The organism is Psychrilyobacter atlanticus DSM 19335, from assembly GCF_000426625.1.
Taxonomy (GTDB): Bacteria; Fusobacteriota; Fusobacteriia; order Fusobacteriales; family Fusobacteriaceae; genus Psychrilyobacter; species Psychrilyobacter atlanticus.
This window is the reverse complement of sequence record NZ_KE384548.1, coordinates 103131-127654: the sequence shown is the minus strand read 5'-3', so window position 1 is coordinate 127654 and position 24524 is coordinate 103131. Positions and strand designations below refer to the sequence as shown.

General features: G+C 32.3%; 24 protein-coding genes and 1 tRNA gene. 9 read left to right on the top strand and 16 right to left on the bottom strand.

Translation table 11 applies throughout. From position 1 onward, the window contains the following. Positions 1 to 12: 12 nt before the first annotated feature. From K337_RS0112270 to K337_RS18440, 9 genes are all read right to left on the bottom strand, one after another. The gene (locus K337_RS0112270; RefSeq protein ID WP_028856871.1) at positions 13 to 594 is read right to left on the bottom strand and encodes a CDP-alcohol phosphatidyltransferase family protein; all 582 of its coding nucleotides are present in this window, start codon (positions 592 to 594) and stop codon (positions 13 to 15) included. Positions 595 to 718: 124 nt separating this feature from the next. Beyond that, positions 719 to 1483 carry an ABC transporter permease gene (locus K337_RS0112265; RefSeq protein ID WP_051251768.1) on the bottom strand — a complete coding sequence of 255 codons (765 nt, stop codon included), beginning with the start codon at positions 1481 to 1483 and terminating at the stop codon, positions 719 to 721. 14 nt (positions 1484 to 1497) lie between these two features. After that, the gene (locus K337_RS0112260) at positions 1498 to 2373 is read right to left on the bottom strand and encodes an ABC transporter permease subunit (RefSeq protein WP_028856869.1); all 876 of its coding nucleotides are present in this window, start codon (positions 2371 to 2373) and stop codon (positions 1498 to 1500) included. Next, the gene (locus tag K337_RS18455) at positions 2342 to 3463 is read right to left on the bottom strand and encodes an ABC transporter substrate-binding protein (RefSeq protein WP_051251767.1); all 1122 of its coding nucleotides are present in this window, start codon (positions 3461 to 3463) and stop codon (positions 2342 to 2344) included. The genes K337_RS0112260 and K337_RS18455 overlap by 32 nt, the downstream gene beginning before the upstream one ends. 258 nt (positions 3464 to 3721) lie before the next feature. Continuing rightward, positions 3722 to 3844 (bottom strand): rhodanese-like domain-containing protein, encoded by a 123-nt coding sequence (locus tag K337_RS20300; RefSeq protein ID WP_245584898.1) that lies wholly within the window; start codon positions 3842 to 3844, stop codon positions 3722 to 3724. Between the two features lie 3 nt (positions 3845 to 3847). Continuing rightward, positions 3848 to 4669 (bottom strand): sulfurtransferase, encoded by an 822-nt coding sequence (locus tag K337_RS0112245; RefSeq protein ID WP_028856868.1) that lies wholly within the window; start codon positions 4667 to 4669, stop codon positions 3848 to 3850. 12 nt (positions 4670 to 4681) lie between these two features. Next, positions 4682 to 5386, bottom strand: a complete 705-nt coding sequence (locus K337_RS0112240) for a TVP38/TMEM64 family protein (protein WP_037029887.1) — start codon at positions 5384 to 5386, stop codon at positions 4682 to 4684. Positions 5387 to 5986: 600 nt separating this feature from the next. Further along, entirely contained in the window at positions 5987 to 7510 is a 1524-nt protein-coding gene (locus K337_RS19280) for a rhodanese-like domain-containing protein (RefSeq protein ID WP_051251766.1), read from the bottom strand. A gap of 124 nt (positions 7511 to 7634) precedes the next feature. After that, a complete protein-coding gene (locus tag K337_RS18440; RefSeq protein ID WP_037029884.1) occupies positions 7635 to 8771 on the bottom strand; it encodes a (Fe-S)-binding protein in 1137 nt (378 codons plus the stop codon). A gap of 197 nt (positions 8772 to 8968) precedes the next feature. On the opposite strand from K337_RS18440, the gene crcB (K337_RS18435) reads away from it, so the two are divergent. Together crcB (K337_RS18435) and crcB (K337_RS0112215) are read left to right on the top strand one after the other, a co-directional pair. Continuing rightward, the gene (gene crcB, locus K337_RS18435; protein WP_051251765.1) at positions 8969 to 9379 is read left to right on the top strand and encodes a fluoride efflux transporter CrcB; all 411 of its coding nucleotides are present in this window, start codon (positions 8969 to 8971) and stop codon (positions 9377 to 9379) included. 2 nt (positions 9380 to 9381) lie between these two features. Next, a complete protein-coding gene (gene crcB / locus K337_RS0112215; RefSeq protein ID WP_028856866.1) occupies positions 9382 to 9756 on the top strand; it encodes a fluoride efflux transporter CrcB in 375 nt (124 codons plus the stop codon). A gap of 95 nt (positions 9757 to 9851) precedes the next feature. Here crcB (K337_RS0112215) and adhE read toward each other — a convergent pair whose 3' ends face one another. Then, positions 9852 to 12509 (bottom strand): bifunctional acetaldehyde-CoA/alcohol dehydrogenase, encoded by a 2658-nt coding sequence (gene adhE, locus K337_RS0112210; RefSeq protein ID WP_028856865.1) that lies wholly within the window; start codon positions 12507 to 12509, stop codon positions 9852 to 9854. Positions 12510 to 13087: 578 nt separating this feature from the next. Here adhE and K337_RS0112205 point away from each other — a divergent pair. Further along, the gene (locus K337_RS0112205) at positions 13088 to 13525 is read left to right on the top strand and encodes a YaiI/YqxD family protein (RefSeq protein ID WP_028856864.1); all 438 of its coding nucleotides are present in this window, start codon (positions 13088 to 13090) and stop codon (positions 13523 to 13525) included. A gap of 197 nt (positions 13526 to 13722) precedes the next feature. Here the strand turns inward: K337_RS0112205 and K337_RS0112200 are convergent, their stop codons facing one another. From K337_RS0112200 to K337_RS0112190, 3 genes are all read right to left on the bottom strand, one after another. Then, positions 13723 to 15066: an amino acid carrier protein gene (locus K337_RS0112200; protein WP_051251922.1), complete on the bottom strand. Its 1344-nt coding sequence runs from the start codon at positions 15064 to 15066 to the stop codon at positions 13723 to 13725. A 178-nt stretch (positions 15067 to 15244) separates the two neighbouring features. Then, positions 15245 to 16606 carry an MATE family efflux transporter gene (locus tag K337_RS0112195; RefSeq protein WP_028856862.1) on the bottom strand — a complete coding sequence of 454 codons (1362 nt, stop codon included), beginning with the start codon at positions 16604 to 16606 and terminating at the stop codon, positions 15245 to 15247. Positions 16607 to 16608: 2 nt separating this feature from the next. Next, positions 16609 to 17046: a MarR family winged helix-turn-helix transcriptional regulator gene (locus K337_RS0112190; RefSeq protein ID WP_028856861.1), complete on the bottom strand. Its 438-nt coding sequence runs from the start codon at positions 17044 to 17046 to the stop codon at positions 16609 to 16611. Between the two features lie 160 nt (positions 17047 to 17206). On the opposite strand from K337_RS0112190, the gene K337_RS0112185 reads away from it, so the two are divergent. The 3 genes from K337_RS0112185 to K337_RS0112175 all read left to right on the top strand — a co-directional run bounded on the left by K337_RS0112185 (position 17207) and on the right by K337_RS0112175 (position 19668). Further along, complete coding sequence (locus tag K337_RS0112185) at positions 17207 to 18124, top strand: DMT family transporter (protein ID WP_211226105.1); 918 nt, start codon at positions 17207 to 17209, stop codon at positions 18122 to 18124. 30 nt (positions 18125 to 18154) lie between these two features. Continuing rightward, positions 18155 to 18718: a class I SAM-dependent methyltransferase gene (locus tag K337_RS18430; RefSeq protein WP_051251764.1), complete on the top strand. Its 564-nt coding sequence runs from the start codon at positions 18155 to 18157 to the stop codon at positions 18716 to 18718. A 137-nt stretch (positions 18719 to 18855) separates the two neighbouring features. Continuing rightward, entirely contained in the window at positions 18856 to 19668 is an 813-nt protein-coding gene (locus K337_RS0112175; RefSeq protein WP_028856859.1) for a MerR family transcriptional regulator, read from the top strand. Positions 19669 to 19770: 102 nt separating this feature from the next. On the opposite strand, the gene K337_RS20170 is transcribed toward K337_RS0112175, so the two are convergent. Further along, positions 19771 to 20214, bottom strand: a complete 444-nt coding sequence (locus K337_RS20170) for an SHOCT domain-containing protein (protein WP_211226104.1) — start codon at positions 20212 to 20214, stop codon at positions 19771 to 19773. 247 nt (positions 20215 to 20461) lie between these two features. Continuing rightward, positions 20462 to 20558 (bottom strand) — tRNA-Sec (locus K337_RS0112165). Between the two features lie 175 nt (positions 20559 to 20733). On the opposite strand from K337_RS0112165, the gene K337_RS0112160 reads away from it, so the two are divergent. Both K337_RS0112160 and K337_RS0112155 read left to right on the top strand, forming a co-directional pair. Beyond that, a complete protein-coding gene (locus K337_RS0112160; protein ID WP_028856858.1) occupies positions 20734 to 21498 on the top strand; it encodes a RelA/SpoT domain-containing protein in 765 nt (254 codons plus the stop codon). A 113-nt stretch (positions 21499 to 21611) separates the two neighbouring features. Beyond that, the gene (locus tag K337_RS0112155) at positions 21612 to 22544 is read left to right on the top strand and encodes a TRM11 family SAM-dependent methyltransferase (protein WP_051251763.1); all 933 of its coding nucleotides are present in this window, start codon (positions 21612 to 21614) and stop codon (positions 22542 to 22544) included. A 119-nt stretch (positions 22545 to 22663) separates the two neighbouring features. On the opposite strand, the gene K337_RS0112150 is transcribed toward K337_RS0112155, so the two are convergent. Then, positions 22664 to 23218: a helix-turn-helix domain-containing protein gene (locus K337_RS0112150; protein WP_028856856.1), complete on the bottom strand. Its 555-nt coding sequence runs from the start codon at positions 23216 to 23218 to the stop codon at positions 22664 to 22666. Between the two features lie 174 nt (positions 23219 to 23392). On the opposite strand from K337_RS0112150, the gene K337_RS0112145 reads away from it, so the two are divergent. After that, complete coding sequence (locus K337_RS0112145) at positions 23393 to 24505, top strand: alanine racemase (RefSeq protein WP_028856855.1); 1113 nt, start codon at positions 23393 to 23395, stop codon at positions 24503 to 24505. Positions 24506 to 24524: the final 19 nt, after the last annotated feature.

Genomic DNA, 24524 nt, shown 5'->3' with positions numbered 1-24524 from the left:
TGACACCATTTTTTATTTTAATATCTTTCTAGCTTCTGCCATCCTCTGACCGGCAGTAAAGATTATTATTAAGATGAATATAGTTATTATGATATTTAAGTATTGAGGAAATAAAATCATCCCTGAAAAAAATATAAAACCTTCCGTTCTTTCTGCTAAACCAGCCTGGTAATAAAAAGATTTTTCACTTATTTTAGTAGACAATGTTCCTACTGTTAAAAATATAGTCATACTTATTATGATACTGGATGCAAGGAGAAAAAATAAGAAATTACTTTCTGGATATTTTATAGCCAGGGCTAGCATTATTCCGATCTCCACTATCCTGTCAAAGGTTATATCCATAAGTGCTCCGAAAAGATTGGATCCCTTTGATCTGGCAATGGTCCCATCTACAGCATCTAAAAGCCCCGATACCCATAACAGAGCCACTCCTGCCAAGGAATAACCTAAGTATATAGACAAAGGGACACTAAGTCCTAATATTAGAGCCATAATCGTAACTTGATTGGCACTGACCCCCACCTTTATAAATCCAGCTGCAAAACATTTAATTATTGGTTGTACATATTTTCTTCCGTGTGTATCTAACATTTTTCCTCCCTCAATAATTTTGAACCATGTGTATAATTAAATTTAATATTTATTTAAAGAGCAATTTTATAAATTAGCCCTAAGAAAATTAGACACCTAGCACAAGTCTTCCTTATTTTTAAACTTACTTAATTTTTGTGATTTTCTTCAACCCAAACCTTATTCCCAGCTCAAACAATAAAATTCCAACAACATTAAAGAGAATAAATAGGATAGCATAAACTGCCCCCACAACCTTATCTCCGCTGCTTAAGTATGGAAACATCAAGATTGGAAGGGTTATTATCTCTCCTCCTCCAATAAGAAGGGTCAATATATATTCCGATAAAGATATCAATATAGATATTGTTGATCCGATCAATATCCCAGGAAGTAATATGGGCAGGATAATATACCTATACATCTGAAATTTTGAGACCCCGTCAATAAGTGCCGACTCTTCTAACCTTTTAGGAAATCCTTTGAAACTACCATAAAGACTTAAAAGTACATAGGGAAAACTAGGTATTATATTAACCAATATCACTCCTAATAAGTTATCTGTTAAACCATAGATTATCATACTATGATGAATCCCCAATACAGACGATAGAGATGGAATTATTAGGGGGGCAAATAAAATAACCATATAGATCCCCTTAAATCTGCTTTTTTTTCTGAATAAAAACCTAGCTGCAGGTATAGCTAGAAACAGATTGATTACAGCCACTATATAGGCAATAGATAAGTTATACCCCATCCCGACCCACGTGGATCTGCTTTTCAATACGTATTTATATCCATCTATGGAATAATTAGAAGGTAGTATCTCTCCAAACCTCCATCCACTAGATATAGAACCTAAAATCAAAGGAATAAATGGGAATAAAACTGCCAGTATAAATACCAATCCTGCTATTATAATTATTTTTCTAATTCTAATTCCACCCTTTCTCCCAGTGATCTATTTAATTTATAGATAATTAGTGCCACACTGGCTGTTAATAATATAATTATACTATTTATTACCATCACTTCTCCCCTATGAGCTATACTATTTCTGGCATATTTTTCATAGGCTAAAACTGGTAGAGTCCTAGGATAGGTTACTCCCAAAAGATAGGGAACCTCAAATGAAGCAAATATATGAGCAAAAACTACAAACAATGAACTCAAATAAATAGGAAATATTATTGGAAATACCACCTCTTTAAAAAAATGATACCTATTTACCCCATAGACTTTAGCCACATCCAGCCATTCATTATTTATTTTTATCATCGTTGAATAGACCATGAGAACGACAAAGGGGCTGGCCTTCCATCCATAGGTCAATATAATTGAATATCCATGACTCTCATTGACCAAAATCGGGAATTGATCCATCTTATGAATACATCCCAACCTATAACATAGAGTAGAGATAATACCACTCTGGCCAATCAGGTTCGAGATCATATATCCTCCCAAAAGATAGGGAATATACATAGGTGACAAAAAAAACATCTTTATCCCGTTTAATTTTATCAGATCGACCTCTGTACTGAGAAGGTAGAGAACATATATTCCCAAAAGGGATATTAGCCCCACTAAAATTATAGAGCACAGACTTAATTTGGCTGTATAAACCAAAGAATTTAAAAATTCTCCCTTATTTATTACTTTTTCCAGTAATTTATAATCAAATATCTGCTGAAAAGATTTCAATATTCCACTCCAAAATAATAGCAACATCACAATGATGCTGGGCAGGATTCCCAGGTGATTCTTAAGCTTTTGCCACTTTTTCATACCATTCATCTTTTATCCCTTCTGTTACCTCTGGTGATAACTCCTCCAATTGAGGTGTAAACAACTCTTCCTTTAATTTTTTAGTAACTGCTCCGTCTCCCCAGACTGAAGACTTCATCTTTTCCTCTTGAGGATCATTTGAGATCATATAGTTTATAAAAACCAAAGCTGCTTCTGGGTTTTGTGTATTTTTAGCTATAGTTAGATAGTGATTGTTTGTAAAACTTCCTACACTCATTACATATGGATATGTATCTTTAGGAAACTCACCTAAAGTCACTTTATTTTCTACAATACTAGGAGTGTAACTGATAGAAAAATCAACCTCTCCATTAGCAAACAATTCGTGATTTCTTTCTGAAGATTCAGGATATGTTTTTCCTTCCCTCCATAGATAAGGTTTTATTTCATTTAAGTAGTCCCATACTGGCCCCATCTCTTCCACTGTAAAATCATCTCTTCCTAATATATCTACAGCCAACGTCCTTATAAAGGCATTTCCCACAAAGTCATTGGGGTTGGAATAAGTAAACCTTCCTGGATTTTTCATTACCCATGATCGAAGTTCTGCTGCTGTCTTAGGAGGATTCTTAACCTCTGTTATCATTATAAAGTTAGCCTGTCCTAGAGGTGCTTCTAATCCATCTACCGGCTCACCAAAATCACTCCTAAGAGCATTTGGATCTACACCTTCTATATTTGGCATCTTAGAGTTGATATCTCCCAATAAAATTCCATTAGTTTTAGCAAATTTAAAATTTTCTCCATTGAGCCAGATAACATCTGTACTACCATTTATTTTATTAGCTTCTTTCTCGATAACCAGTTTATTCAGAGGCTGTCTGATATCTGTAACCGGTACCCTCTTTAAAGTTATGTTATATTCTTTTTTCAAATTAGGAGCTATAAATTCATCATAATATTTATTGATCTCCTTGCTTCCTCCCCACATTGTTATAGAAACACTCTGCCCATCAGCATTTTTTTCAATCTCTTCCCAACTCATGTCCAAAACAGCTTTTTTAGATTTTTCTGCTTTTTTCCCACAACCTATCAATAAAAAACTCACTAATATTAATAGAAACATTAATTTTTTCATTCCTCTTCTCCCCCTTTAAATAATTGTGCTCTTTCCACTATTATACCATAATTATACCTTCTATTCTGAGTGTTTATTCCCTTTTAAATAAACATTTAGATTACCATCAGTACATAATATTTATTAATAATTTTTTCCCTATTTTTTAGATACTTTAATTTTATATCTAATAAATTCTTCTAATTATTAGACATAAGTTAGAAAAAAGCTGTAGAAATATATCTACAGCTCAAAATACTAAAAGTAGCTTATTAAATTCTATTTTTCCATTGGCATAGTTTTATCGCCACTCCATTCATAGATAGAACCTTCATAGTTTTTCGCATTTTCAAAGCCACCGGCTCTGAGGATCATAGTTGCATAACCCGATCTTATTCCCATAGTTCAGTAAAGTGTAAAATCATCTTTTTTAGAGATTCCCATTTTACCCATTATCTCTTCTATTTCTTTTGGTGTCTTTAAAGTTCCATTTTTATTTAATAGATCGGTCCAAACAAGATGTTTTGCTCCTTTTATATGACCACCTCTAGGTTCTCCTGCATTTTGAGATCCATCAAATTCTTTTTTAGTTCTTACATCAACAACTATTTTTTTATCCAAATTTTCAAAAAGCTCATCCTTTGTTATCATAAAACTTTTATCATAATCTTTTAAAGTTATACTTGAACTAGGATTTGGTTTCATTGTAATATCCTTTGTCATTTCATAGCCAAGTTCTTTCCAATAAGTAGATCCTCCATGAAGGATTTTAACGTTATTCATTCCTGCTAACCTTAACTGCCAGGCTGCACGGCCATCTGCACCAGGACCTTTAAATAGATCGGAGTAAAGTACCACTATTTTTTCATTATCTATTCCCAATGAAATAAGTTTTTTAATCAACTCCTCCTTTGATTTTATAGTCCCCCAACCTGGGTCTCCTGGTTTCCCAACTTTTTCTGAAAAAGCATGGAACCCAATTCCAATTGCTCCTTTAATGTGCTCTTTAGCATATATTTTTGGATTATTACAATCTAATAATATTAAATTTTCTGATCCCAACAATGACTTGAGCTCTTGTGGACTGATAAAGTAATCTCCTTTTTCATATATCGATAGATCTATTTCTTTTGCTTTCTCAGCTGACTGTTTATTACAACTAGTAAATAAAGTAAATGCTAACGTACATAAAATAAGTAGTCCAAATTTGATGTGATTTTTCTTCATTTCTTCCCCCTTTTAATTTAGATCTATTATATCTTTTGCTTCTTTCTTATCATTCCAAACTTTTTTAAGTAAAAAGATTAATGTACTTATTGCAAATAACATAAGTAATCCCACTACTATTGTTTTGGTTGTCCCTGTTAACATACTTCCAATATATGAATAAACTATCGTTGCTGGAAGCTGTCCTATCCCCGTTGCAACAAAAAAGCTGAAAAAACTCATAGAAGTTAACCCGGCAGCATAACTGACAATATCAAAAGAAATAAATGGTAATAAACGTGCTATCAATATTGTATATTTCCCATATCTATCAAAAAAATCATCCACACTATCCAGTGCATATTTACCAGTTAATTTTGTTACAACTGTTCTACCATAAAATCTTGCAATAAAGAAGCAAAGAGCTGCTCCTGCCATAGAACTTGTCCAAGAAAGAATGGCCCCTTTTACCCATCCAAATAAACCCGCGTTTGCAAAAGTTATTATGAAAGCAGGGAGAGGAGCTGCTATGGATTGAAGGATCATCAATAAAAATGATACAACTGGTGCCCACATTCCAAATCCTAAGATATAACCTCTTGCCAAATCAACATCTACATTTTTAAGAATAAAAATAGCTTGATTGATGTTTATTTTAACTACTGGTACGAATAAATATAGCCCTATTACGACTATTAAAATGCCTATTTTTATTCCTTTTTCTTTTTTATACTTCAATTAATTAACCTCCATATACTCGTATAATTTTTATTATATATCAATTTAAATTTAACACACCACAAATAACTCCCTGCTTTATCAAGAAGATTATAGTTATATATTAAGATTAAATTTTTTATTTTCTTGATTTTTACAATGATTATTAATTGGAACAGAACAGTTCCGAAAGTAATTATTTAGGAGTAGATAAAATATTAAGGTCAAAACATCTCGTTAATATATTTATTTATATCCATCATAATTTTTAAAATGAGTTGGAAGTTAAAGAGTGAATTGGAATAAATGTTTATAATATTGAAGTAGTCAAAACTACATAATATATCCTTTTTCAGATTCTAAAAGTTCCATTATAACTTCATCCAGAAGTTTATCAGCTATTCAGGCTCAATTAAATCTTAATTTAAACATAATTCCTCTCCTTTAAAAATTTATTTACATAATTTATACCATTTTTTAAGCAATTTTTCAATAAAAACGAATTTTATAAATGGTGTTTTATACTAATTTAAAATAAAAATTGCCCGCTAAAAGCAGGCAATTTTCTTAACTTTAAATAGATACAATACCTAAAAAGTTTAGTTAGTTATTCTTTTACTTTTATAAATTCCACTTTTTTTTGATAATCTTAGTTACCACCATGAGACCCATAAATATAAGCGAAGCTGTGATTGAGTACCTTAAAACTATAGCCTTATCCCCAGATGTAAAGGCTCCTGCCAACATAACATATACAGAGCTTCCTGGGAGGATAAATATTGTAGATAATACAACATATTTTATAAACCCAATAGAAGTTAATCCATATACATAATTTTGGATTCCAAAGGGAAAGATAGGTATTAATCTGGTTATAGCTAAAATAAACCATCCCTCCTTTTTCACTCCTTCATCTATTTTTTTAAAGATTGCTGTATTTCCAAACTTTCTTTCAATAGCTTCCCTTGCAATATATCTCGCTATCAAGAAAGATAAGGAAAGCCCTATCCCTGCTCCAATGGCTGTATAGACAACCCCCATTACTGGCCCAAAAATTATTCCACTAGCTATTGTAATCGGTAAAGCAGGTGAAATTGTAAGGGTTACAAAGATATATATCAATATATAAGCGAGAGGACCCCATACTCCCAGCATTGTAATTACACTTTCTAACTTTTCCCTCTTTGTAAGGTAGCTGAATAAAACTTTAAAAATATTATCTTTCTCAACTTCAACATTTCCCTGGGACGATTCGTAGGACCACTGAATCCATGAACCATCATAATTTCTAACATCTTTATATCCCAACAACTCTCTTAATACAAATGTCATATGGGCAGATTCTACTCCTGATTGAGAATATAAAATAATCGGCATATCTTTTGTAATTCCCTGTTCATCAAAAATTCCTTTTATCTTTTTAGATGATTTAAATGTTTTATCCTTATCTATCATCAGATTCCACGGAATGTTATACGAACCTGGGATTCTTCCCACCGCAATTTTTTTCTCCTCTTGAGTGAATCCATCAGATTCAAGGTAGGCTCTTGTATCTAATATCACCAAATCATCTGCTATGGCAGATCTAACATCTTCTAAATCCGCCGACTTAGACAAATTTTCTGGATTCGTAAATATATATATTGTTGGAACTATTGGTTTTGCCACTGTCCCCTCTACCACCTTTAGTCCAGCTGACTTCCATCCTTCTATCCCACCGTCGATCACCGATATATTCCTATGTCCATACATATCCAATATCCACCATAATCTATATGCTTCACCAGCTTCACCTTCCCCTAATAACAAGATGTGGGTATTACTAGTAACTCCATATGAACCCAATATTCCAGCTATCTTTTGAGGAGCAGCTCTCATTCCACTATATTTATACTCCCCCTCATCTGCAGAAAAATCAGATCTCCAAATTTGATAGGATCCTTCTACATGTTCCTTTTCAAACTCCCCTTGTTTTCTTACATCTAAAATTACTAAATCCTTTTCAGACTCCATCATCTTGCTTGCTATTTCTGGATTTACTAAGGTACTGCCTGCATATACGGAGTAATCTTTTGATATTGGAGAACTAGCCATTCCAATCATAAAAATAGCCATAAACATTACAACAATTAGCAGTTTTTTCATTATATTCTCCCTTTTTAGATCTAGAGGAAGTAGAAATCTTCACTCTTTAACATTATTTTTCATTCCTATATAATCTTTATAAAATTAATTTATTATAGTCACAGTAAATATATGCTATATTCTATTATTTCCTTTTATTCAATTCTTTTTTAGATTTAAATCTATTCACCCATTGTACACTTGTCCCTTGAGTTCTTTTAGTCGCAGAACTTTTAGTATACCTCTTTCCAAATATCAGATCTAAAATATGTACTGAATCTTTTCCTGCACTTTCCATAGCTCCTCTGCATCCAGCACAATAACTTACTATATGATCTGTGTTATATTCAGCTGCTCTCTTATTTCTAATTGTTTGAGTCATTTTAGGATTAGCTGGCCCGACCATCCCCCCAAATCCACAACACCTTGTATTCTCCTTTGTATGTAGCGGCTCTTCAGTTTCATATTCCATTTGATCTAAGATCCATCTGATCCCGTCTTGAATCTTCTTATTATATCTAGTAGGACATGAATCATGGATACCAAATATTACATCTGAATCCTTTCCTATTCCTTTGGCATGTCTAGGTAGACCCAATTCCGGCAAGACCTCCCATAGAGATTTTACCCTTTGATTAGGACTATTTTCTCTAAAAACCTCGTAACATGACTGGCACGCTACGATGATCTCCTCTGCACCTAATTCATCCATCGATCTCTGGACTGAAGCATATCTTTTCTTAAATTTATCCTCCTGTCCCAAATCCTTGGTTGGTTTCCCGCAGCATTTTAAGACAGAACCTACTTCTCCATCATATTTTTCCTGCAGGTAGTCCAATATATTTCCTATAGCTCCAGGATTATACGATGACAGGGAACACCCTGGAAGAAATACCCTCACAGTTTTTTTATCTCCTAAAGCTTTATTAGAAGTTTTAAAAAAATTAGAGTTCCCTAAATATTGATGAGCCTCAACTACTCCATGACCTCTCATAGGTGATCTTCCATTATTTTTTTCTACCTTCAGCTTCCTGCTTTCCATAAATATATCCTGTATCTTATAATCTTTTGGACAAGCAATTGTACATTGACTGCACATATTACATGAATATGATAATTTATCCAATATTTTATTTTTTTCTATACACTCCTTAAAAATTGATTTAGGATCCTCTCCAAAATCATTTAACATAACACAATTTTTCATACAGGGTTTAGATTTACATTCTAAACACCCATCTATTATTTCTTCCATCTTTTCTTTTATCTCTTTTGAAATCATAATTTTCACCTTCTTTATCCTAGTTATAATATCTTCAATTCTTGATTTTTATTTATATTTTCACCTGCTTATTTATTCACAAAACATAACACTTCGAATACTAACTGTCAAATTTTTTATCGGATTTATAATACACTTCTCCTCATTATTTGGTAGAATATATTATATCATAAAAATTATAGTTTTTAGGAGGTCTTATGTCACGACTAATTTTTATCGGAACAGGTGGAGCCATAGGGGCTCTCTCTAGATATCTTATTGATTTTACTATTACCAAATACTATCCTATGCATTTCCCATTGGGAACACTAACTGTTAACCTTATTGGGTGTTTCATCATTGGAGTTGCATTTAAAATATTTTATCATGAGATCGTCCATACTAAATTCAATCCTTTTATTATTACAGGGTTTTTAGGGGCATTAACTACCTTTTCTAGTTATGCCTATACAACCCTTATCCTCCTTGAAAAAGGAAAATATCTCTTGGCAGGCTCTAATTTATTGGCAAACAATGTTTTGGGTATCTTATTTGCATTTTTAGGAGCTAAGATCACTGATTTTATTGTCAAAAAACATTTCAACCACAAATTTAAAGGAGATGAATAGCTATGATTTTAAATATTGTTTTGGTAGCTGTTGGTGGGAGTATCGGAGCTATCTCTAGATATAAGATCGACAAAGGAATTTCAGGTATAATAAAGCACAATATACCTTTTGGAACTTTAGGAGTAAACCTTCTGGGATTATTTATAATTGGTTTCTCCTACAGAATTTTTGAACATCATATAGTAGCTGAAGAATTAAAACATTTTATTGTAATCGGATTTTTAGGAGCTCTGACTACTTTTTCTAGTTATGCTCTCCATACATTTCAATTATTTGAAAAAGGAAAAATAAAAGAAGGTGTATTGAATATTCTTCTAAACAATATTCTGGGGATGGCAATGGCATTGGCTGGATCGGAATTAGGCAGATTTTTATAATAAAATTTATCTCAGTATATAGCATAATCAGATCTAAATATAAAAAAACTGGGAAATTTTCCCAGTTTTTTATAGACTATTAATCATAAGTCCTATTAATTTTTCTTTTCTTTAACTTCTTTTGTCTTTTTAGTTGTTTCAGCTTTTTGCATGCTTATATATTTTTCTGCGCCATAGTATGCTCTTAAGTACATCTCTTTTAATTCTTTCATCAATGGATATCTTGGGTTAGCTCCTGTACATTGGTCATCAAAAGCTTCCTCTACCATTTGATCTAATTTTCCTAAGAATTCAGTTTCAGTTACTCCATAGTCAGCAATTGTATGTTTTAATCCAACTTTTTCTCTTAATTCTACACAATGTTTTCTAAGTAATTTAACTTTTTCTTCTGGAGTTTCATTTCCTTTACATAACCCTAAGAAATCTGCAACTTTAGCATATCTTTCTTTAGCATTTGGATACTTGTATTGAGCGAATCCTGCCATCTTAAGAGGTCTGTCTGTAGCATTAAATCTAATAACTTCTTCCATTAGAAGTGCATTAGCCGTTCCGTGTGGAATATGGAAAGCTGCTCCTAATTTATGTGCCATTGAATGACAAACACCTAAGAATGCATTTGAGAACGCCATTCCTGCCATACAAGATGCATTGGCCATTTTCTCTTTAGCTTTTAATGCTGTAGCTCCTCCATCTACTGATTGAGGTAAGTATTTAAATACTAATCTTGTAGCTTCTAAAGCTAGTGGATTTGTATAATCTGATGCTAACACTGATGCATATGCTTCTAATGCATGAGTTAATACGTCATATCCTGATGCAGCTGTTAATGAAGCTGGCATTGTTAACATTAATTGAGGATCTACGACAGCTACATTTGGAGTTAATTCGTAGTCAGCTAATGGATACTTTGTTCCTGTTTTTTCATCTGTGATTACTGCGAATGGAGTAACTTCAGATCCTGTTCCTGCTGATGTAGCGATAGCCCAGAAATCAGCCTTTTTACCCATCTTAGGGAATTTTACGATTCTTTTTCTGATGTCCATAAATGTCATCGCAAGATCTTCAAATACTACTTCTGGATGCTCATACATAACCCACATGATCTTAGCCGCGTCCATTGGTGATCCTCCACCTAACGCTAAGATAGCATCTGGTTGGTATGATTTCATCATTTCTGCACCTTTTCTTACTGTAGCTAATGTAGGGTCAGCTTGTACATCAGAGAATATTCTATAATCTACACCGATTTCATCTAAAACATCTGTGATATGGTTTGTATAACCTAATGAAGCTAGTACCGAGTCAGTAACTATTACTACTTTTTTCTTAGTTCCTTTTAATTCTTCTAAAGCTACAGGTAATGAACCAAATTTGAAATATACTTTTTCTGGAATTCTAAACCAAAGCATGTTTTCTCTCCTTTTTGCAACAGTTTTTATGTTTAAAAGATGTTTTACTCCTACGTTTTCAGAAACTGCATTTCCTCCCCATGATCCGCAACCAAGTGTTAATGAAGGAGCTAATTTAAAGTTAAATAAATCTCCTACGGCACCTTGAGCAGCCGGCATATTTATAAGAGTTCTACCTGTTTTCATAGTTTTACTAAATTTATTGATCTTATCTACAGATTCTAATTCATTAGCATACAGAATAGAAGTATGTCCCATTCCACCTAATTGAATTAATCTATCTGCTTTTTCTAAAGATTCTTCAAATCCAGTTGTCTTATAGAAAGCTAATACTGGAGATAATTTTTCATGTGAGAATGGTTCAGATAATTCCGTAGACTCAACTTCACCAATAATAACTTTTGTCTTAGGGTCTACATCTACTCCTGCTAATTTAGCGATTGTATAAGCACTTTGACCTACGATATCTGCATTTAAATGTCCATCTATAACGATAGTCTTTCTTACTTTATCTAATTCATCTCCTTTTAAGAAGTATGCTCCTCTATCAGCAAATTCTTTTTTAACTGTTTCATAAATTGAAGCAGGTGCTAATACTGCTTGCTCAGATGCACAGATAACTCCATTATCAAATGTCTTAGACATTAATATTGAGTTTACAGCCATCTTGATATGAGCACTTTCATCGATAACTACAGGAGTGTTTCCAGCTCCTACTCCGATTGCAGGTACTCCAGAAGAATAAGCAGCTTTAACCATTCCTGGCCCACCTGTAGCTAATATTATGTTTACACTTTGCATCAATGTAGTAGATAACTCCATAGATGGCTTAGTGATCCATCCTACTATTCCTTCAGGGGCTCCAGCTTTTACTGCAGCTTCCATGATTATCTCAGCAGCTCTTCCAGTGCATTTTAATGCTCTTGGATGTGGTGAGAATATGATAGCATTTCTAGTTTTTAAAGATATTAATGCCTTAAATATCGCTGTAGATGTAGGGTTAGTAGTTGGTATTATTGCTCCTACAATTCCGATAGGCTCAGCTATTTTTTCAATTCCAAATGCGTCATTTTTTTCCATTACGCCGCAAGTTTTTGTATCTTTGTATTTATTATATATAATTTCTGAAGCAAAGTGATTTTTTATTACTTTATCTTCAACTATTCCCATTCTAGTTTCTTCTACTGCTAACTTAGATAACTCTATTCTTGCTCTATTTGCAGCTAGTGCAGCTTCTCTAAATATAAAATCTACTTTTTCTTGTGAAAATGTAGCAAATTCCTCTTGAGCTTTCTTCATAATTTTTAAATAATCTTGTAATTCTTTTACGTTTGTTATCTTCATAAAAATCCTCCGAGTTAGTTATTTTTTTCTCATGGGTTGAGTATAGCAACTCCTTTTTTTTATGTCAAATGACTCTTCTAACAATTCTCCGTAACCCACTTAATAGCTATGTGAATTTTATATCAAATCCGAACATTAGATACAACAACTAAAATTATTGGACATAATCGAAACACAAAAACATTTTTAAAAAATTTTTTTTATTTTTCATTCATTTTTTGAACTATATTTCAGATAAACTACAACGATCAAAGTATGAGAAATTTTTAACTTTTATGTGGTTAATTTTTAACAGAAAAAATAGTCATACTTTTTTTCCCTGTTAAAATTTATCTGTTTTCATACGAGATCTACAATCAAAAACTTCCGACAAAATTTAAAACTAAACTTCCCTTATCTCAAAATAACTTTTTCTATATATCTATAATTCAAAAATAAAAATAAGATTGATATCTATATAATTTCAATCTTATAGTTAATAAGTGATGATAAAGTAAGTGACATTTTACCAGCCTTTTGACTATTTTCTATAATATGATATTATTTAGATAGATAATATTGATGTAGGAGGAAAAAAATTGAGAATAGTAATAGATGCTGATGCCTGTCCAAAAGGCGTAAAATCCATATGTATAGAGTTATCTAAAAAATATAATTTAGAATTAATCATGGTCGTAGATACAGCTCATGAATTAAAAGGTGACTTTAAAGTTATCCAAGTTGAAAAAGGAGATGATTCTGTAGACCTCGAAATTATGAGAATTTCCACAAAAGAAGATATAGTTGTTACTCAGGATTATGGGTTAGCCACTATTATCTTAGAAAAAACTCATAGTGTTATCCATCCCAATGGGTTTATCTACAATAAATTCAATATAGATTCATTGATGTTCTCTAGGCATATGAGTGCAAAGGTCAGAGCTTCTGGGGGAAGAACCAAGGGTCCTAAAAAAAGAAAAGCCAACAATGATGCAGAATTTAGAGAAACACTTATTAACCTTCTTCAAAATTTATAATAAATAAGGGATGATATAATTAAATTATATCATCCTTTATTTGTTATATTTATAATGATACAAAGTGACGTTACATTCAATTAATCATTATCAAAATTTTCATACAACTTTTATTTTTTTCAATAATTTTTTTGATTTTCCAGATATAAAAAAGGCAGAGAAAATTTCTCTGCCTTTAAAAGTGTCGCCGCGACCTTTTAGTTCACTACCCATTTTTTCTTAGATAATACATTTAGATCATAATCTTCTAAAGATTCCAAACATTGTTTTCTCAAGATAAATAAAGCGGTTAAGTTAATAACACCCATAAACCCTAATCCTAAATCAGCTAAAGACCATACTATAGCACTTTGGCTTACTCCTCCAAATAAGATCATTATTAAAACTAAAACTTTATACCCTGTCTTCAGATAGTTTTTATCACTGATATAGTTCAAATTTGTCTGAGCATAATATCCAATCCCCAAAATCGTACTAAATGAGAATAAAAATAAGATTAAGGCTATAAAATTTACCCCAAAAGCTCCAAAGTGATAATTCATAGCTCCCTGTAAAAGCTCCATTCCAGTTAAACCCTCTACAGCTCCCTTGTCAGCTAATAGCATGATCATAGCTGTAGAAGTACAGATTACCAAGGTATCCACAAAAACCCCTAAGCCCTGGGTCAATCCCTGCTTTACCGGGTGACTTACCTCTGCTGTAGCCGCTACTGCTGTAGCTGTTCCAAGCCCTGCCTCATTGGAGAATAATCCCCTCTTTACACCAGCCATAACTATTGCACCTATTCCTCCACCGACAGCTTGTTTAAAGCCAAAAGCTCCTTTTACAATCTCTCCTAAAACTCTAGGTATAATCTCTATATTTTTAAACATTATCACAAATACCAATAATAGATAGATTGCAGCCATTATAGGTACCAATTTTTCCAAAATCTTAGGAATTTTACTGGCTTTACCAAAGGTAAGTATCCCAGTAAATACTATCAGTAAAAAACTCATGACAGTTTTATCTATTCCAAAAGCATTGTTAAAAGATACGGTCACAGAATTAGCTGTAATTGCACTCACTCCTGAAAAACAAAAAATTGCAGCTAACACAAACAATATCCCAAATTTTCTGTTTCCTAAGGCTTTTTCAACATAGTATGCTGATCCCCCTGTTAAATCTCCATTTTTTTTCCTTGTTCTATATAGCTGAGCTAAAGTTGCCTCTGCAAAACCTGTAGAAGCTCCTAGCATCCCAACTATCCACATCCAGAATATAGCTCCCGGCCCTCCTACGGAGATCGCCGCCACTACTCCTGCTAAATTTCCCGTTCCTACCCTAGAGGCTGTACTTATACAAAAAGCCTGAAAGGATGAAATTCCTCCTGTAGTTTTTTCACTTTTGTCTACCAACAGTTTAACCATGTGTTTAAACAACCTAAATTGCACAAACCTAGTCTTTACTGTAAAGTAGATCCCTACACCTAACAACATTACAACTAGTAAATTAGTCCCCCATAAAAAACCATTGAGACTATCAATTACTCTCTTCAACATTTCCACACTACCACACTCCTTAATTATATTCCTAATATAAAAAAGGAAGATGTTTTTATTCCCAAACATCTTCCAAAATCGATTAGGAAATTACGGCCCTTCATACCGTCCTAGAATATTAACATATCCGTTAGTAAAATACAATACAATTCAACTATATCAATAGAATTCTAGAAAATTAATAAACTATCCCTACCTGCCTCGCTTTCAGCTCTGTAATATTTTTTCTTATAAAATACCCTGTAAAGAAAAATACAACAATATCACTGATCGGCCAGATCAACCAGATTCCATCAATCCCATAATATTTTGGTAAAATTATAAATAGTGGGACAAAAAGCACGACCTGTCTTATGAGGTTTAAAACAACAGATTTTACAGCCTGGTCTATGGACTGAAAATAATTTGCTCCTATTATATAGAAGGCATTAAGAACTCCCATAGACAGGCATATCTTTAATCCTCTTTCTCCTATACGAAGGATCTCTTCATTTCCATCATTAAATAAATTGATTAAAACATCTCCTCTAAAAAATGCAAGCAGGGTAATAAATGCAGCTATAAGCATAGATCCCACCAAAGAGATTTTTAGTGTTTCAACTACCCTATCAAATTTACCGGCACCATAATTATAACCAATAATAGGCTGACTGCCTGCCCTGATCCCAGAAATAATCATAGACATAAACATATATATACTGTTAACGATCCCCATTGCTCCTACTGCCAGATCTCCTCCATATGCAAGGAGAGTTTTATTACACGCCACTGCCACTAAACTTGTAGTAACCTGCAGGGTAAATGGAGATACCCCTATTTTAAATATCTCTTTAACAGTTTCACTATCTAAGATAAGGTTTTCTTTTTTTAATTTTATATGACTGTTTTTACTATATATAAAGTGATAAAACACAGCTATTGTCACAGCAACATTTGAAAATGCTGTAGCTATGGCAGCCCCTTTTATCCCCATGTCAAACCAGAATATCAAAATAGGGTCTAGAACAATATTCATAACCGCTCCTGCAACCATATATTTCATAGCCAGTTTAGAACAGCCTTCTGACCTCATAAGGTTATTCATTCCCATTGCCATAAAATTAAAAAATACAAGTAAATTTATTATACTCATATAATCTCTGGCATAACCCAAGGTATTTTCTGTAGCTCCAAACAAAAGAAGCAAGTCATCTAAAAATATCCTGCCTAAGATCATAAGGAGGATACTAGACACAGTAAATAATGTAACTGTATTACCCAAGGCTTTGTCAGCCTTATCTTTTTTTCCTTCCCCCAGTCTCAAGGATACAATACTTCCTCCCCCCTGGCCGATAAGCATACCTATAGCAATATAAAGTGTAAATATCGGAAAGGTAATACTGAGCCCTGTCATAGCATATGCTCCTATTCCCTTTCCAATAAAGATCCTGTCTACAATATTATATAGAGCGAATACAAGACTTCCCACTATGGCAGGAATAGAAAATTCCATTAAAAGTTTTGAGATTTTCTCTGTTTCCAATCTTCTTAAAGCATCCATAATTATTCCTCCATTCTCTTTAAATACCTATCTATACTCTTTGTCATCTTTCCCATCATTTTTCTGAAAATTTTCACTTCATCTTCAGAAAGATCTTCGGTTAATACTTCATTTTCTAACTTTATAACCCTTTCTATCTCCGGCATTAATTCAATGGCTTTTTCAGTACATAGAAGGCAGTAAACTCTTTTATCCACCTTATCTTTTTCCCGCTGAATATATCCATTGTTTATTAATTTTTTTACAGCCTTGGCTATGGTTGTTTTATCTACATTTCTTGTTTTACTCAGTTTTTCCTGGGAGATTCCCGGACTATGGAAAACATCATATAATATTCCAAACTGTCCATCTCCTAAAGAATGTCCGTCTAAATGGTAGTGAAGAAACTTTTTTACATCTCTTGCCAATTCATTTATCTCTTTTCCTAGTAGTTTTTTCATCTCTCTCCTCCTAAAATAGTTGGCTAACCAACTTTATTCATTCGAGTATAATATCACGATATAGTTGGTAAGTCAACTATATTAATTTTAAAGACTATTGTAAAAAAAAATTATTATTGCTAGAATATATCTAATTATAATAAATCCAAGGGGGAGTGAGATGAAAAACGAGGTTATAAGTTTAAACAAAAACAAGATGAAAGAGTTGATAGATAAGAATTTAATGGTCATTGCTACTCTATTTTTTTCAGGAGCTTTTATAGCAGGTAAATTTTCCATAGCGGAATTTCCGGTATATTCTCTGACATTTTTCAGATTTTTAATAGCAGCTGTAGTTTTATTTTTAATCATGTGGAAAAAAGGAGAAGATTTAACTCTGGAAAAAGCAGATATCCCCAGAATACTACTCCTATCCCTCCTTGGTATGGTAGGCTACCATGTATTCTTTTTTACAGCGTTAAAGTATACCAGCAGTGTGAACACATCTCTTATAGCAGCTACGAATCCAATTATGACTACCATTATGGCGTCTTTATTTTTAAAGGAAAAGTTTCCTAAAAAAGCAGTCGGGGGAATACTTATCTCATTTTTAGGAGTAGCTATGATAGTTACCAATGGTTCTATCGATGTAATTAAAAATATGAATTTTAATATAGGGGATATCTATATGCTCCTAGCTGTCCTTTCTTTTTCCCTGTACTTTATAGTTTTAAAAGGGATCGTAGGACGTGTAGCACCTATAAAACTTACTTCTTATGTATTTTTATTTTGTGTAATCCTTTTGATCCCAATGGTAATATATGAAAATCCAATGAGTTTCTTACCTAGTACTACTTGGACGGGGTGGAGCAGTCTAATATATATGTCGATCTTTGCTTCAGTTATAGCATATCTGATTCAGCAGGTATCAGTAAAAAGGATAGGTCCTGCCAAGACCTCTCTGTATGTTAACTTAGTCCCTCTGTTTTCCATGATAATGGCATACTTTATCTTAGGAGAGATTATTACCCTGCCTAAGGTTTTAGCAGGGTTTATGATCATATCAGGGGTAATTATAACTTTGAAAAGTAAAAAATAAAATCTATTATACATTGGAGGAGAATGTTTTATGACTTATTTTAATGATAGACAGAAAGTTCAGGAATATATAGAGATGTGTGAAGATATGGATGGTAAAAAATTAATAGATGTTTTAAAAAAACACTTGAAAGAAAAATCTACAATTTTAGAACTTGGGATGGGGCCGGGGAAAGATTTAAATATACTTAAAAAATACTATAATGCCATTGGTTCTGATAACTCACAAGAATTTTTAAATGTATATGCAGAAAATAACAAAGATACTCAATTACTCCTTTTGGATGCAGTAACAATAAATACCGAAAAAAAGTTTGACTGTATATACTCTAATAAGGTATTGCAGCATTTAACAAAGAATCAGCTTAATCAATCCGCAGCAAGACAGTGGGAAGTCCTTTATGATGACGGACTCCTATTTCATACTTTTTGGAGAGGTGACTTAGAAGAAATATATAATGGACTGAGATTTGTTTATTATGAAAAAGATGAACTAATAAATTTATTTCAAAATTTATTTAATATAATTGAAATAGATTACTATTCTGAAGAAGAAGATAAAGATTCAATATATATAATTTTACAAAAAAAATAGTGAAATAAACTTATAGAAAAAGTCCCTAAATATTATTTAGGGACTTTTTTATGATTTAATAATAAAAAAATAAAATATAATTTGACTCTTATCTTACATGAGAGTCTATACTATTAATAACAAGAGGAGGAGATAAAATGTATAGAATAGGAGATTTTTCTAGAATATGTGGTGTTAGCATCGCACTATTACATCATTGGGAAAAGGTGGGGATTCTTATACCTTTTAAAAAGAATCATGAAAATGGTTATAGATATTATGACCCTTCACAAATAATTAAGGTCTATAATATTTTAACTTTGCAGAGTGTGGGTCTCTCACTCAAAGAAATAGCAACTCTTATAACTTTAGAAGACAAAGAGATGTTGGAAATTTTAATAGAAAATACTAAAAAAATTAAAAATAAAATATCCAGTCTACAAGAAACATTAAGACAGCTTGAAACAAACATGTTTTTAATAAAAAATGGAGGTATCCCTATGGAAAAACTTGTAACTGTAAAAAATGTTAAACCTATTCTAGTAGCATATTATCGGGATAAAACCGATGACGTAACAGGGTTAAATGATTATTGGCAGCCACTACTTAATTACATCTCAGAGAAGGGTGGAGAACCTTCTGCACCTTGTATGACTATTTTATATAATAATTACTTTGGAAAAGTAGAAGATAAGTACGATTTAGCCATAGTAGAAGGAGTTTCTGCTCTTATTCAAAGTACAGAAAAATTTATATGTGAGGAGCTACCAGAAGTTGAAAATATGGCATGTATAGTTCATAAAGGTGGATACGGAAGTATCTTTGAAACATATAATATTTTAGAAAAATGGATAAATGAAAACGAATACAAACCTAAAGGAGCTTTAAGGGAAATTTATCATAAAGGTTCTTGGTTAGATATTCCTGAAGAAGAATATATCACTGAACTTCAGATAGAAATAGTAAAATAAACCTTATAAAAAAAGCCCCTAAAAAATATTTAGGGACTTTTTTTCACATCCATATAGGATGTTTAGAATTTTATTTTGTAGAATCTTTCCTAGTCATAATGTCTAATTATTTTGAAGAATTTTTGCTTTTATTGACTCATACTCATCTTTAGTTATACTGCCATCTTTAAGAAGTTCCATCCATTTTTTTAGTTCATCAGCACTATGGATTGTATTATTTTCTTTTCCCGAATTTATAATAGAAGCTTCTGATTTTTGTTTCCCCTCTTTTGGATATCTTATATCCATTTGGTTTAATAAGTCAATATCTTCTTCAGTTTTTGGTATGTAACCATTTTCTATCAAGTTTTTAATATAGAGCTTATTATAGATAAAGGGAAATACAAGGGAACTTATTCCACTGGTAAATACAGACCCTACCAGCATTACAAGTCCCCATTTAATATCACCTCTTATAAGTGCAGGTAAAAAAGCAAAAAAGAATGTTGTCCATGAAAAGCCTGTTGGAATTTCTTTTGTTCCTCCATTTTTTACTAAAAAAATCATATACCCTCCTTATGTAATAAATCATTTTTAAAAATTAAAAAACTTAAAGATTCTTAATAATTCCTTAAAATAGTACTTTAAAAAGGTAAAAAAATCAAGTGTATATAATAATAATAGATCTAATGTTTTACCTCATTTTTTTCAAATAAAATCTATTTAAAATAAATTTTATAGAAAAAGTCCCTAAAAAATATTTAGGGACTTTTTTGAAAAAAAAAACATCCCTTAGGATGTTTGGAATTTTATTTGGCGGAAGTATGTGGGAATCGAACCCACCCATGACGACTAAACGCCAAAACTCGGTTTTGAAGACCGGTAGGCACACCAGTTACCTATCTACTTCCAAAAAGATTATACTACATAATCTAAATAAATGCACCCTTTTTTTTGATTTATGCTATACTTTAGTTGTAAGTTGACGTTTCATCAAGCTGAAAGCTAGATAAAACAAGGGGTGGCTAGCTTCAAATAAATTTAAAAAAAGTTATTATGGGGTGAAAAACAATGAAAAAAGTAAAAATACATAAATTAAATAAAGAAGAGTTTTTTAAAACTTTTGAGATTTCAGATGAATATTTTACCTCTACAGGATTGGAGTGGGATAATTTAAATGAAATCTATGCTGATTATTGCAAAATTGTGCCGCTATTAGAAAAAGAAGCCGAACATATAGTTTCTAAATTAATAGATGTACCTTTAGTTCATTCTGTGAGAAGAAGGGTCAAAGAACCCAGCCATCTAGTTGAAAAAATTATTAGAAAAGGTAAAAAGTATAATGACCTAAATATCAACGTAACTAACTATATAAAAATAGTTACCGATTTAATCGGTATAAGAGTTTTACACCTATTCAAAGACGACTGGATAAATTTACATAAAAATATCACGGATATTTGGGAAACCAAAGAGATCCCACAGCTAAATGTGAGACGTGGTGATTACAACATGGAAAATTTAGAGGATCAATTAAAAGATATCGACTGTGAAGTTATCATAAGAGAGTACGGTTATAGATCTGTGCACTACCTCATTGGAGCCCATATCTCAAAATCTAAAGAAACCTTTATAGAAATCCAAGCCAGAACAGTATTTGAAGAGGCTTGGAGTGAGATAGATCATATCATCAGATATCCCTATGATACAGATAATCCTATCCTCACTGAATACCTTGCTATTTTTAACAGAATTGCCGGAAGTGCTGATGAGATGGGAATGTTTATAAAAAAATTAAAATCTGAAGTGGGAAACAGCGGTAGAAGGGAACTTGACCTAAAATTTAAATAAGATATATTTTATAGATTAGAGCTTTTTTATTAAAAGCTCTTTTTTTATTTCTATGATATAATACTATACAAATAAAAAGCGATGGGACATTAACCCAAATGGAGTTGAACAGAATGAAAGAACCAAAAAAATTTATATATATAATTAACTATCCTACATTTGAAGAAGAACTTTGTATGTTAGAGATGAGATCTATTTTTAATACCGAGCCAAGGGATAAAGTTTTAATATCTGATATAGATTTTAACCCCTCTTATAGTACCTTTATTAAAAGTCGATTGGAAATTCTTCATGAAGAGGAAGATTTTGAAGATATTTTAAACAAATTAGAAAAAGATACAATAACATTAGATGATTTTAGATTGGAATTCATAAAAGCCTTAAAAGCAGATGTACCTTATAATGAACGATTTCGATATCTAAGTGAAATTGGAGACAGGATTATGGGAATCCCAGATATTAAATCTCCTAAACTAGTTTTAGCCTTAGGTAAATATAATGAAAAGTGGTTCTTTGGTATCCATGAAAAAAATGATAACGTATGGATTACCCATGAAAAAAAACCTTGCAGTTACTCTAATTCTCTCAGTGTAAGAGTTGCCAAGAGTGTCGTAAATATAGCAGCTAATGGGAATAAAAATACAAAGATTATTGATCCTTGCTGTGGTGTGGGAACTACAATTGTAGAGGGATTATCTATGGGCTATGAAATTTGGGGTACTGAAATCAGTGAAAAAAATACCAATAATGCCAAAAGAAACTTAGGATTTTTTAATCTCGATCCCAGAGTTACCCACCAGGATATGCATACAATAAAAGAAAATTATGATAGTTCTATAGTAGACATCCCCTATGGATTATTCAGTCATATTACAAAAGACCAACAGCAGGATATAATAGATACTGCTAGACGAATCTCTAAAAAAATGATCCTTATCACCTTTGAAGACCTAGATTATATGGTCGAAAAATCAGGTTTTAAGATAGTTGACAGATGTGCTGTTACCAAGGGAAGCTTCAAAAGATATATCTTAGTTTGTGAATAAAACAAAAGCCTCCTATAACTTAATTAAGTTATAGGGGGCTTTTATTCTTATAATCTAAAAAATTATAAAATTTGAATTGTGTTCATAGATGCAACATCACATTGCTTTTTTATCTAACTTTAAAAACACGGAGGGTTGATAGCAAAAATTATCTTAACGGTTTTTTCCCCGTTATTTTTCCATCTATGTTTCATATATGAATTTATCTTGGCGCTATCTCCTTGGAACAGTGTAAAATTATCCCCTTCTAAATCTAAGGAGACTTCTCCTTCCAATATATACGCTACCTCTTCCCCCTTGTGTTCCCTTCTTTTTTCAGAGGACTCCATCCCCGAAGTCAGGGTAAGGATCATAAACTCAATACTTCCTGAAAGGTCAGAAGTGAGAAGTTCATAGGATATTCCCTCTTCTTTTGAAAATGTCATCCTTTTTCTGCTATCCTTTCTTACTATAAAATCATCTTTCGGAGCATCCTCCTTAAAAAATAAAAATAGAGGAATATCTAATTTTTCCGATATATTTTTTATTGTATTGATCGATGGATTAGCACTCCCTTTTTCTATCTGACTCAGAAGAGATGACGAAACTTCCGTTACCTCTGCCAGTGATTTTAAGCTCATTCCCCTTAAATTTCTAAATTCTTTTATCTTATTCCCAATATTTATACCGCTCACTTTCCCCTCCAAATATAACCATCTATAAAATATTATATCATAAAAATATACTCAACAATGAAAATTAAATTTAAAAGATAGTTGTAAAAAAACATCTTTTAGACTATAATTCATTAAATATAATTAAACTAATTACATTATATTTAATCACATTTAATTTGGGAGATGAAAATTATGAACATAAACAGTTTAACGACACCTTGTTTTTTACTGAATTTAGATATTTTAGAAGGAAATATTAAAAATTTTCAAAGATTAGCCGATGAAGCTGAAACACAGTTATGGCCTATGCTCAAAACTCATAAAAGTACAGAGATAACCAGAATGCAGGTAGAAGCAGGAGCTACCGGTGTACTCACAGGAACCATCGATGAAGCAGAAGCTGTAGTTGAAAAATCCGGTGTAAAAAAAGTAATGTTAGCTTATCCGGTTTTAGGGAAGGCCAATATAGAGAGGATAATTCAATTAAAAAAGAAAGCTGAGGTCTACATTGCCCTTGATGGAAAAGAGGGAGCTAGAGAGATCTCACAAGCTTTAGGTAGTGATGAAATAAAGTACCTTCTCATCTTAGATTCAGGGTTAGGAAGGTTTGGAGTAGAAGCTGATAACGTAGTTTCAGCAGTAAAAATAATAGATAGTTATAAAAATTTAAAATTTTCAGGTATTTGTACACATACAGGCCAGGTTTATGGAGTTTTAGGAAAGGAAGAAGTAGGTTCTATAATCGAGATGGAGGTTAGTTCCACTGAGATGGCAGTTGAAAATCTAAAAAAATCAAACTACCAATGTGATATTGTAGCCACAGGAACCACACCTACATTCTCTGAAGCTATAAAGTCACCATATATAACAGCCTCTAGACCTGGAAATTATGTATTCTGTGATGCTATACAAGTAGCATTAGGAGCAGCTACAGTGGAGGAGTGCTCCCTTACGGTTATGGCTACTATTGTTTCCCATCCAACTGAAAATTTGTTTATTTTAGATTGTGGAAGTAAATGTTTAGGTTTAGATAAAGGAGCACACGGTAGTTCACTTATCGAGGGATTTGGGACTGTAAAGGGTCATCCAGAGCTTCTAATTACCGGTCTTTCAGAGGAAGTTGCTAAAGTTAAAATTAACGGGCAAACAAATCTAAAGATAGGCTCAAAAATAGAGATAATCCCTAATCATAGCTGTTCTGCTGCAAATATGACCAGCTATATGATTGGTTATCGAGACAAAAAGATAGAACGTTTAATAGAGGTAGATATCAGAGGGAACTCTAAAAAGCCAAAAATATATTAATTTAACTAAAAAATGAGAG

Bases quoted from the DNA above. Each gene is read 5' to 3' on its own strand.
- K337_RS20300 (WP_245584898.1), bottom strand. From the start codon at position 3,844: ATGGGAATAAGATCGGGTTATGCAACTATGATCCTCAGAGCCGGTGGC.
- K337_RS0112195 (WP_028856862.1), bottom strand. From the start codon at position 16,606: ATGGATGCTTTAAGAAGATTGGAAACAGAGAAAATCTCAAAACTTTTA.
- K337_RS0112245 (WP_028856868.1), bottom strand. From the start codon at position 4,669: ATGAAGAAAAATCACATCAAATTTGGACTACTTATTTTATGTACGTTA.
- K337_RS0112145 (WP_028856855.1), top strand. From the start codon at position 23,393: ATGAACATAAACAGTTTAACGACACCTTGTTTTTTACTGAATTTAGAT.
- K337_RS0112200 (WP_051251922.1), bottom strand. From the start codon at position 15,066: ATGTTGAAGAGAGTAATTGATAGTCTCAATGGTTTTTTATGGGGGACT.
- K337_RS0112270 (WP_028856871.1), bottom strand. From the start codon at position 594: ATGTTAGATACACACGGAAGAAAATATGTACAACCAATAATTAAATGT.
- K337_RS19280 (WP_051251766.1), bottom strand. From the start codon at position 7,510: ATGAAAAAACTGCTAATTGTTGTAATGTTTATGGCTATTTTTATGATT.
- adhE (WP_028856865.1), bottom strand. From the start codon at position 12,509: ATGAAGATAACAAACGTAAAAGAATTACAAGATTATTTAAAAATTATG.
- K337_RS18455 (WP_051251767.1), bottom strand. From the start codon at position 3,463: ATGAAAAAATTAATGTTTCTATTAATATTAGTGAGTTTTTTATTGATA.
- K337_RS0112155 (WP_051251763.1), top strand. From the start codon at position 21,612: ATGAAAGAACCAAAAAAATTTATATATATAATTAACTATCCTACATTT.
- K337_RS0112190 (WP_028856861.1), bottom strand. From the start codon at position 17,046: ATGAAAAAACTACTAGGAAAAGAGATAAATGAATTGGCAAGAGATGTA.
- K337_RS0112185 (WP_211226105.1), top strand. From the start codon at position 17,207: ATGAAAAACGAGGTTATAAGTTTAAACAAAAACAAGATGAAAGAGTTG.
- K337_RS20170 (WP_211226104.1), bottom strand. From the start codon at position 20,214: ATGATTTTTTTAGTAAAAAATGGAGGAACAAAAGAAATTCCAACAGGC.
- K337_RS18440 (WP_037029884.1), bottom strand. From the start codon at position 8,771: ATGATTTCAAAAGAGATAAAAGAAAAGATGGAAGAAATAATAGATGGG.
- K337_RS18430 (WP_051251764.1), top strand. From the start codon at position 18,155: ATGACTTATTTTAATGATAGACAGAAAGTTCAGGAATATATAGAGATG.
- crcB (WP_028856866.1), top strand. From the start codon at position 9,382: ATGATTTTAAATATTGTTTTGGTAGCTGTTGGTGGGAGTATCGGAGCT.
- K337_RS0112175 (WP_028856859.1), top strand. From the start codon at position 18,856: ATGTATAGAATAGGAGATTTTTCTAGAATATGTGGTGTTAGCATCGCA.
- crcB (WP_051251765.1), top strand. From the start codon at position 8,969: ATGTCACGACTAATTTTTATCGGAACAGGTGGAGCCATAGGGGCTCTC.
- K337_RS0112260 (WP_028856869.1), bottom strand. From the start codon at position 2,373: ATGAATGGTATGAAAAAGTGGCAAAAGCTTAAGAATCACCTGGGAATC.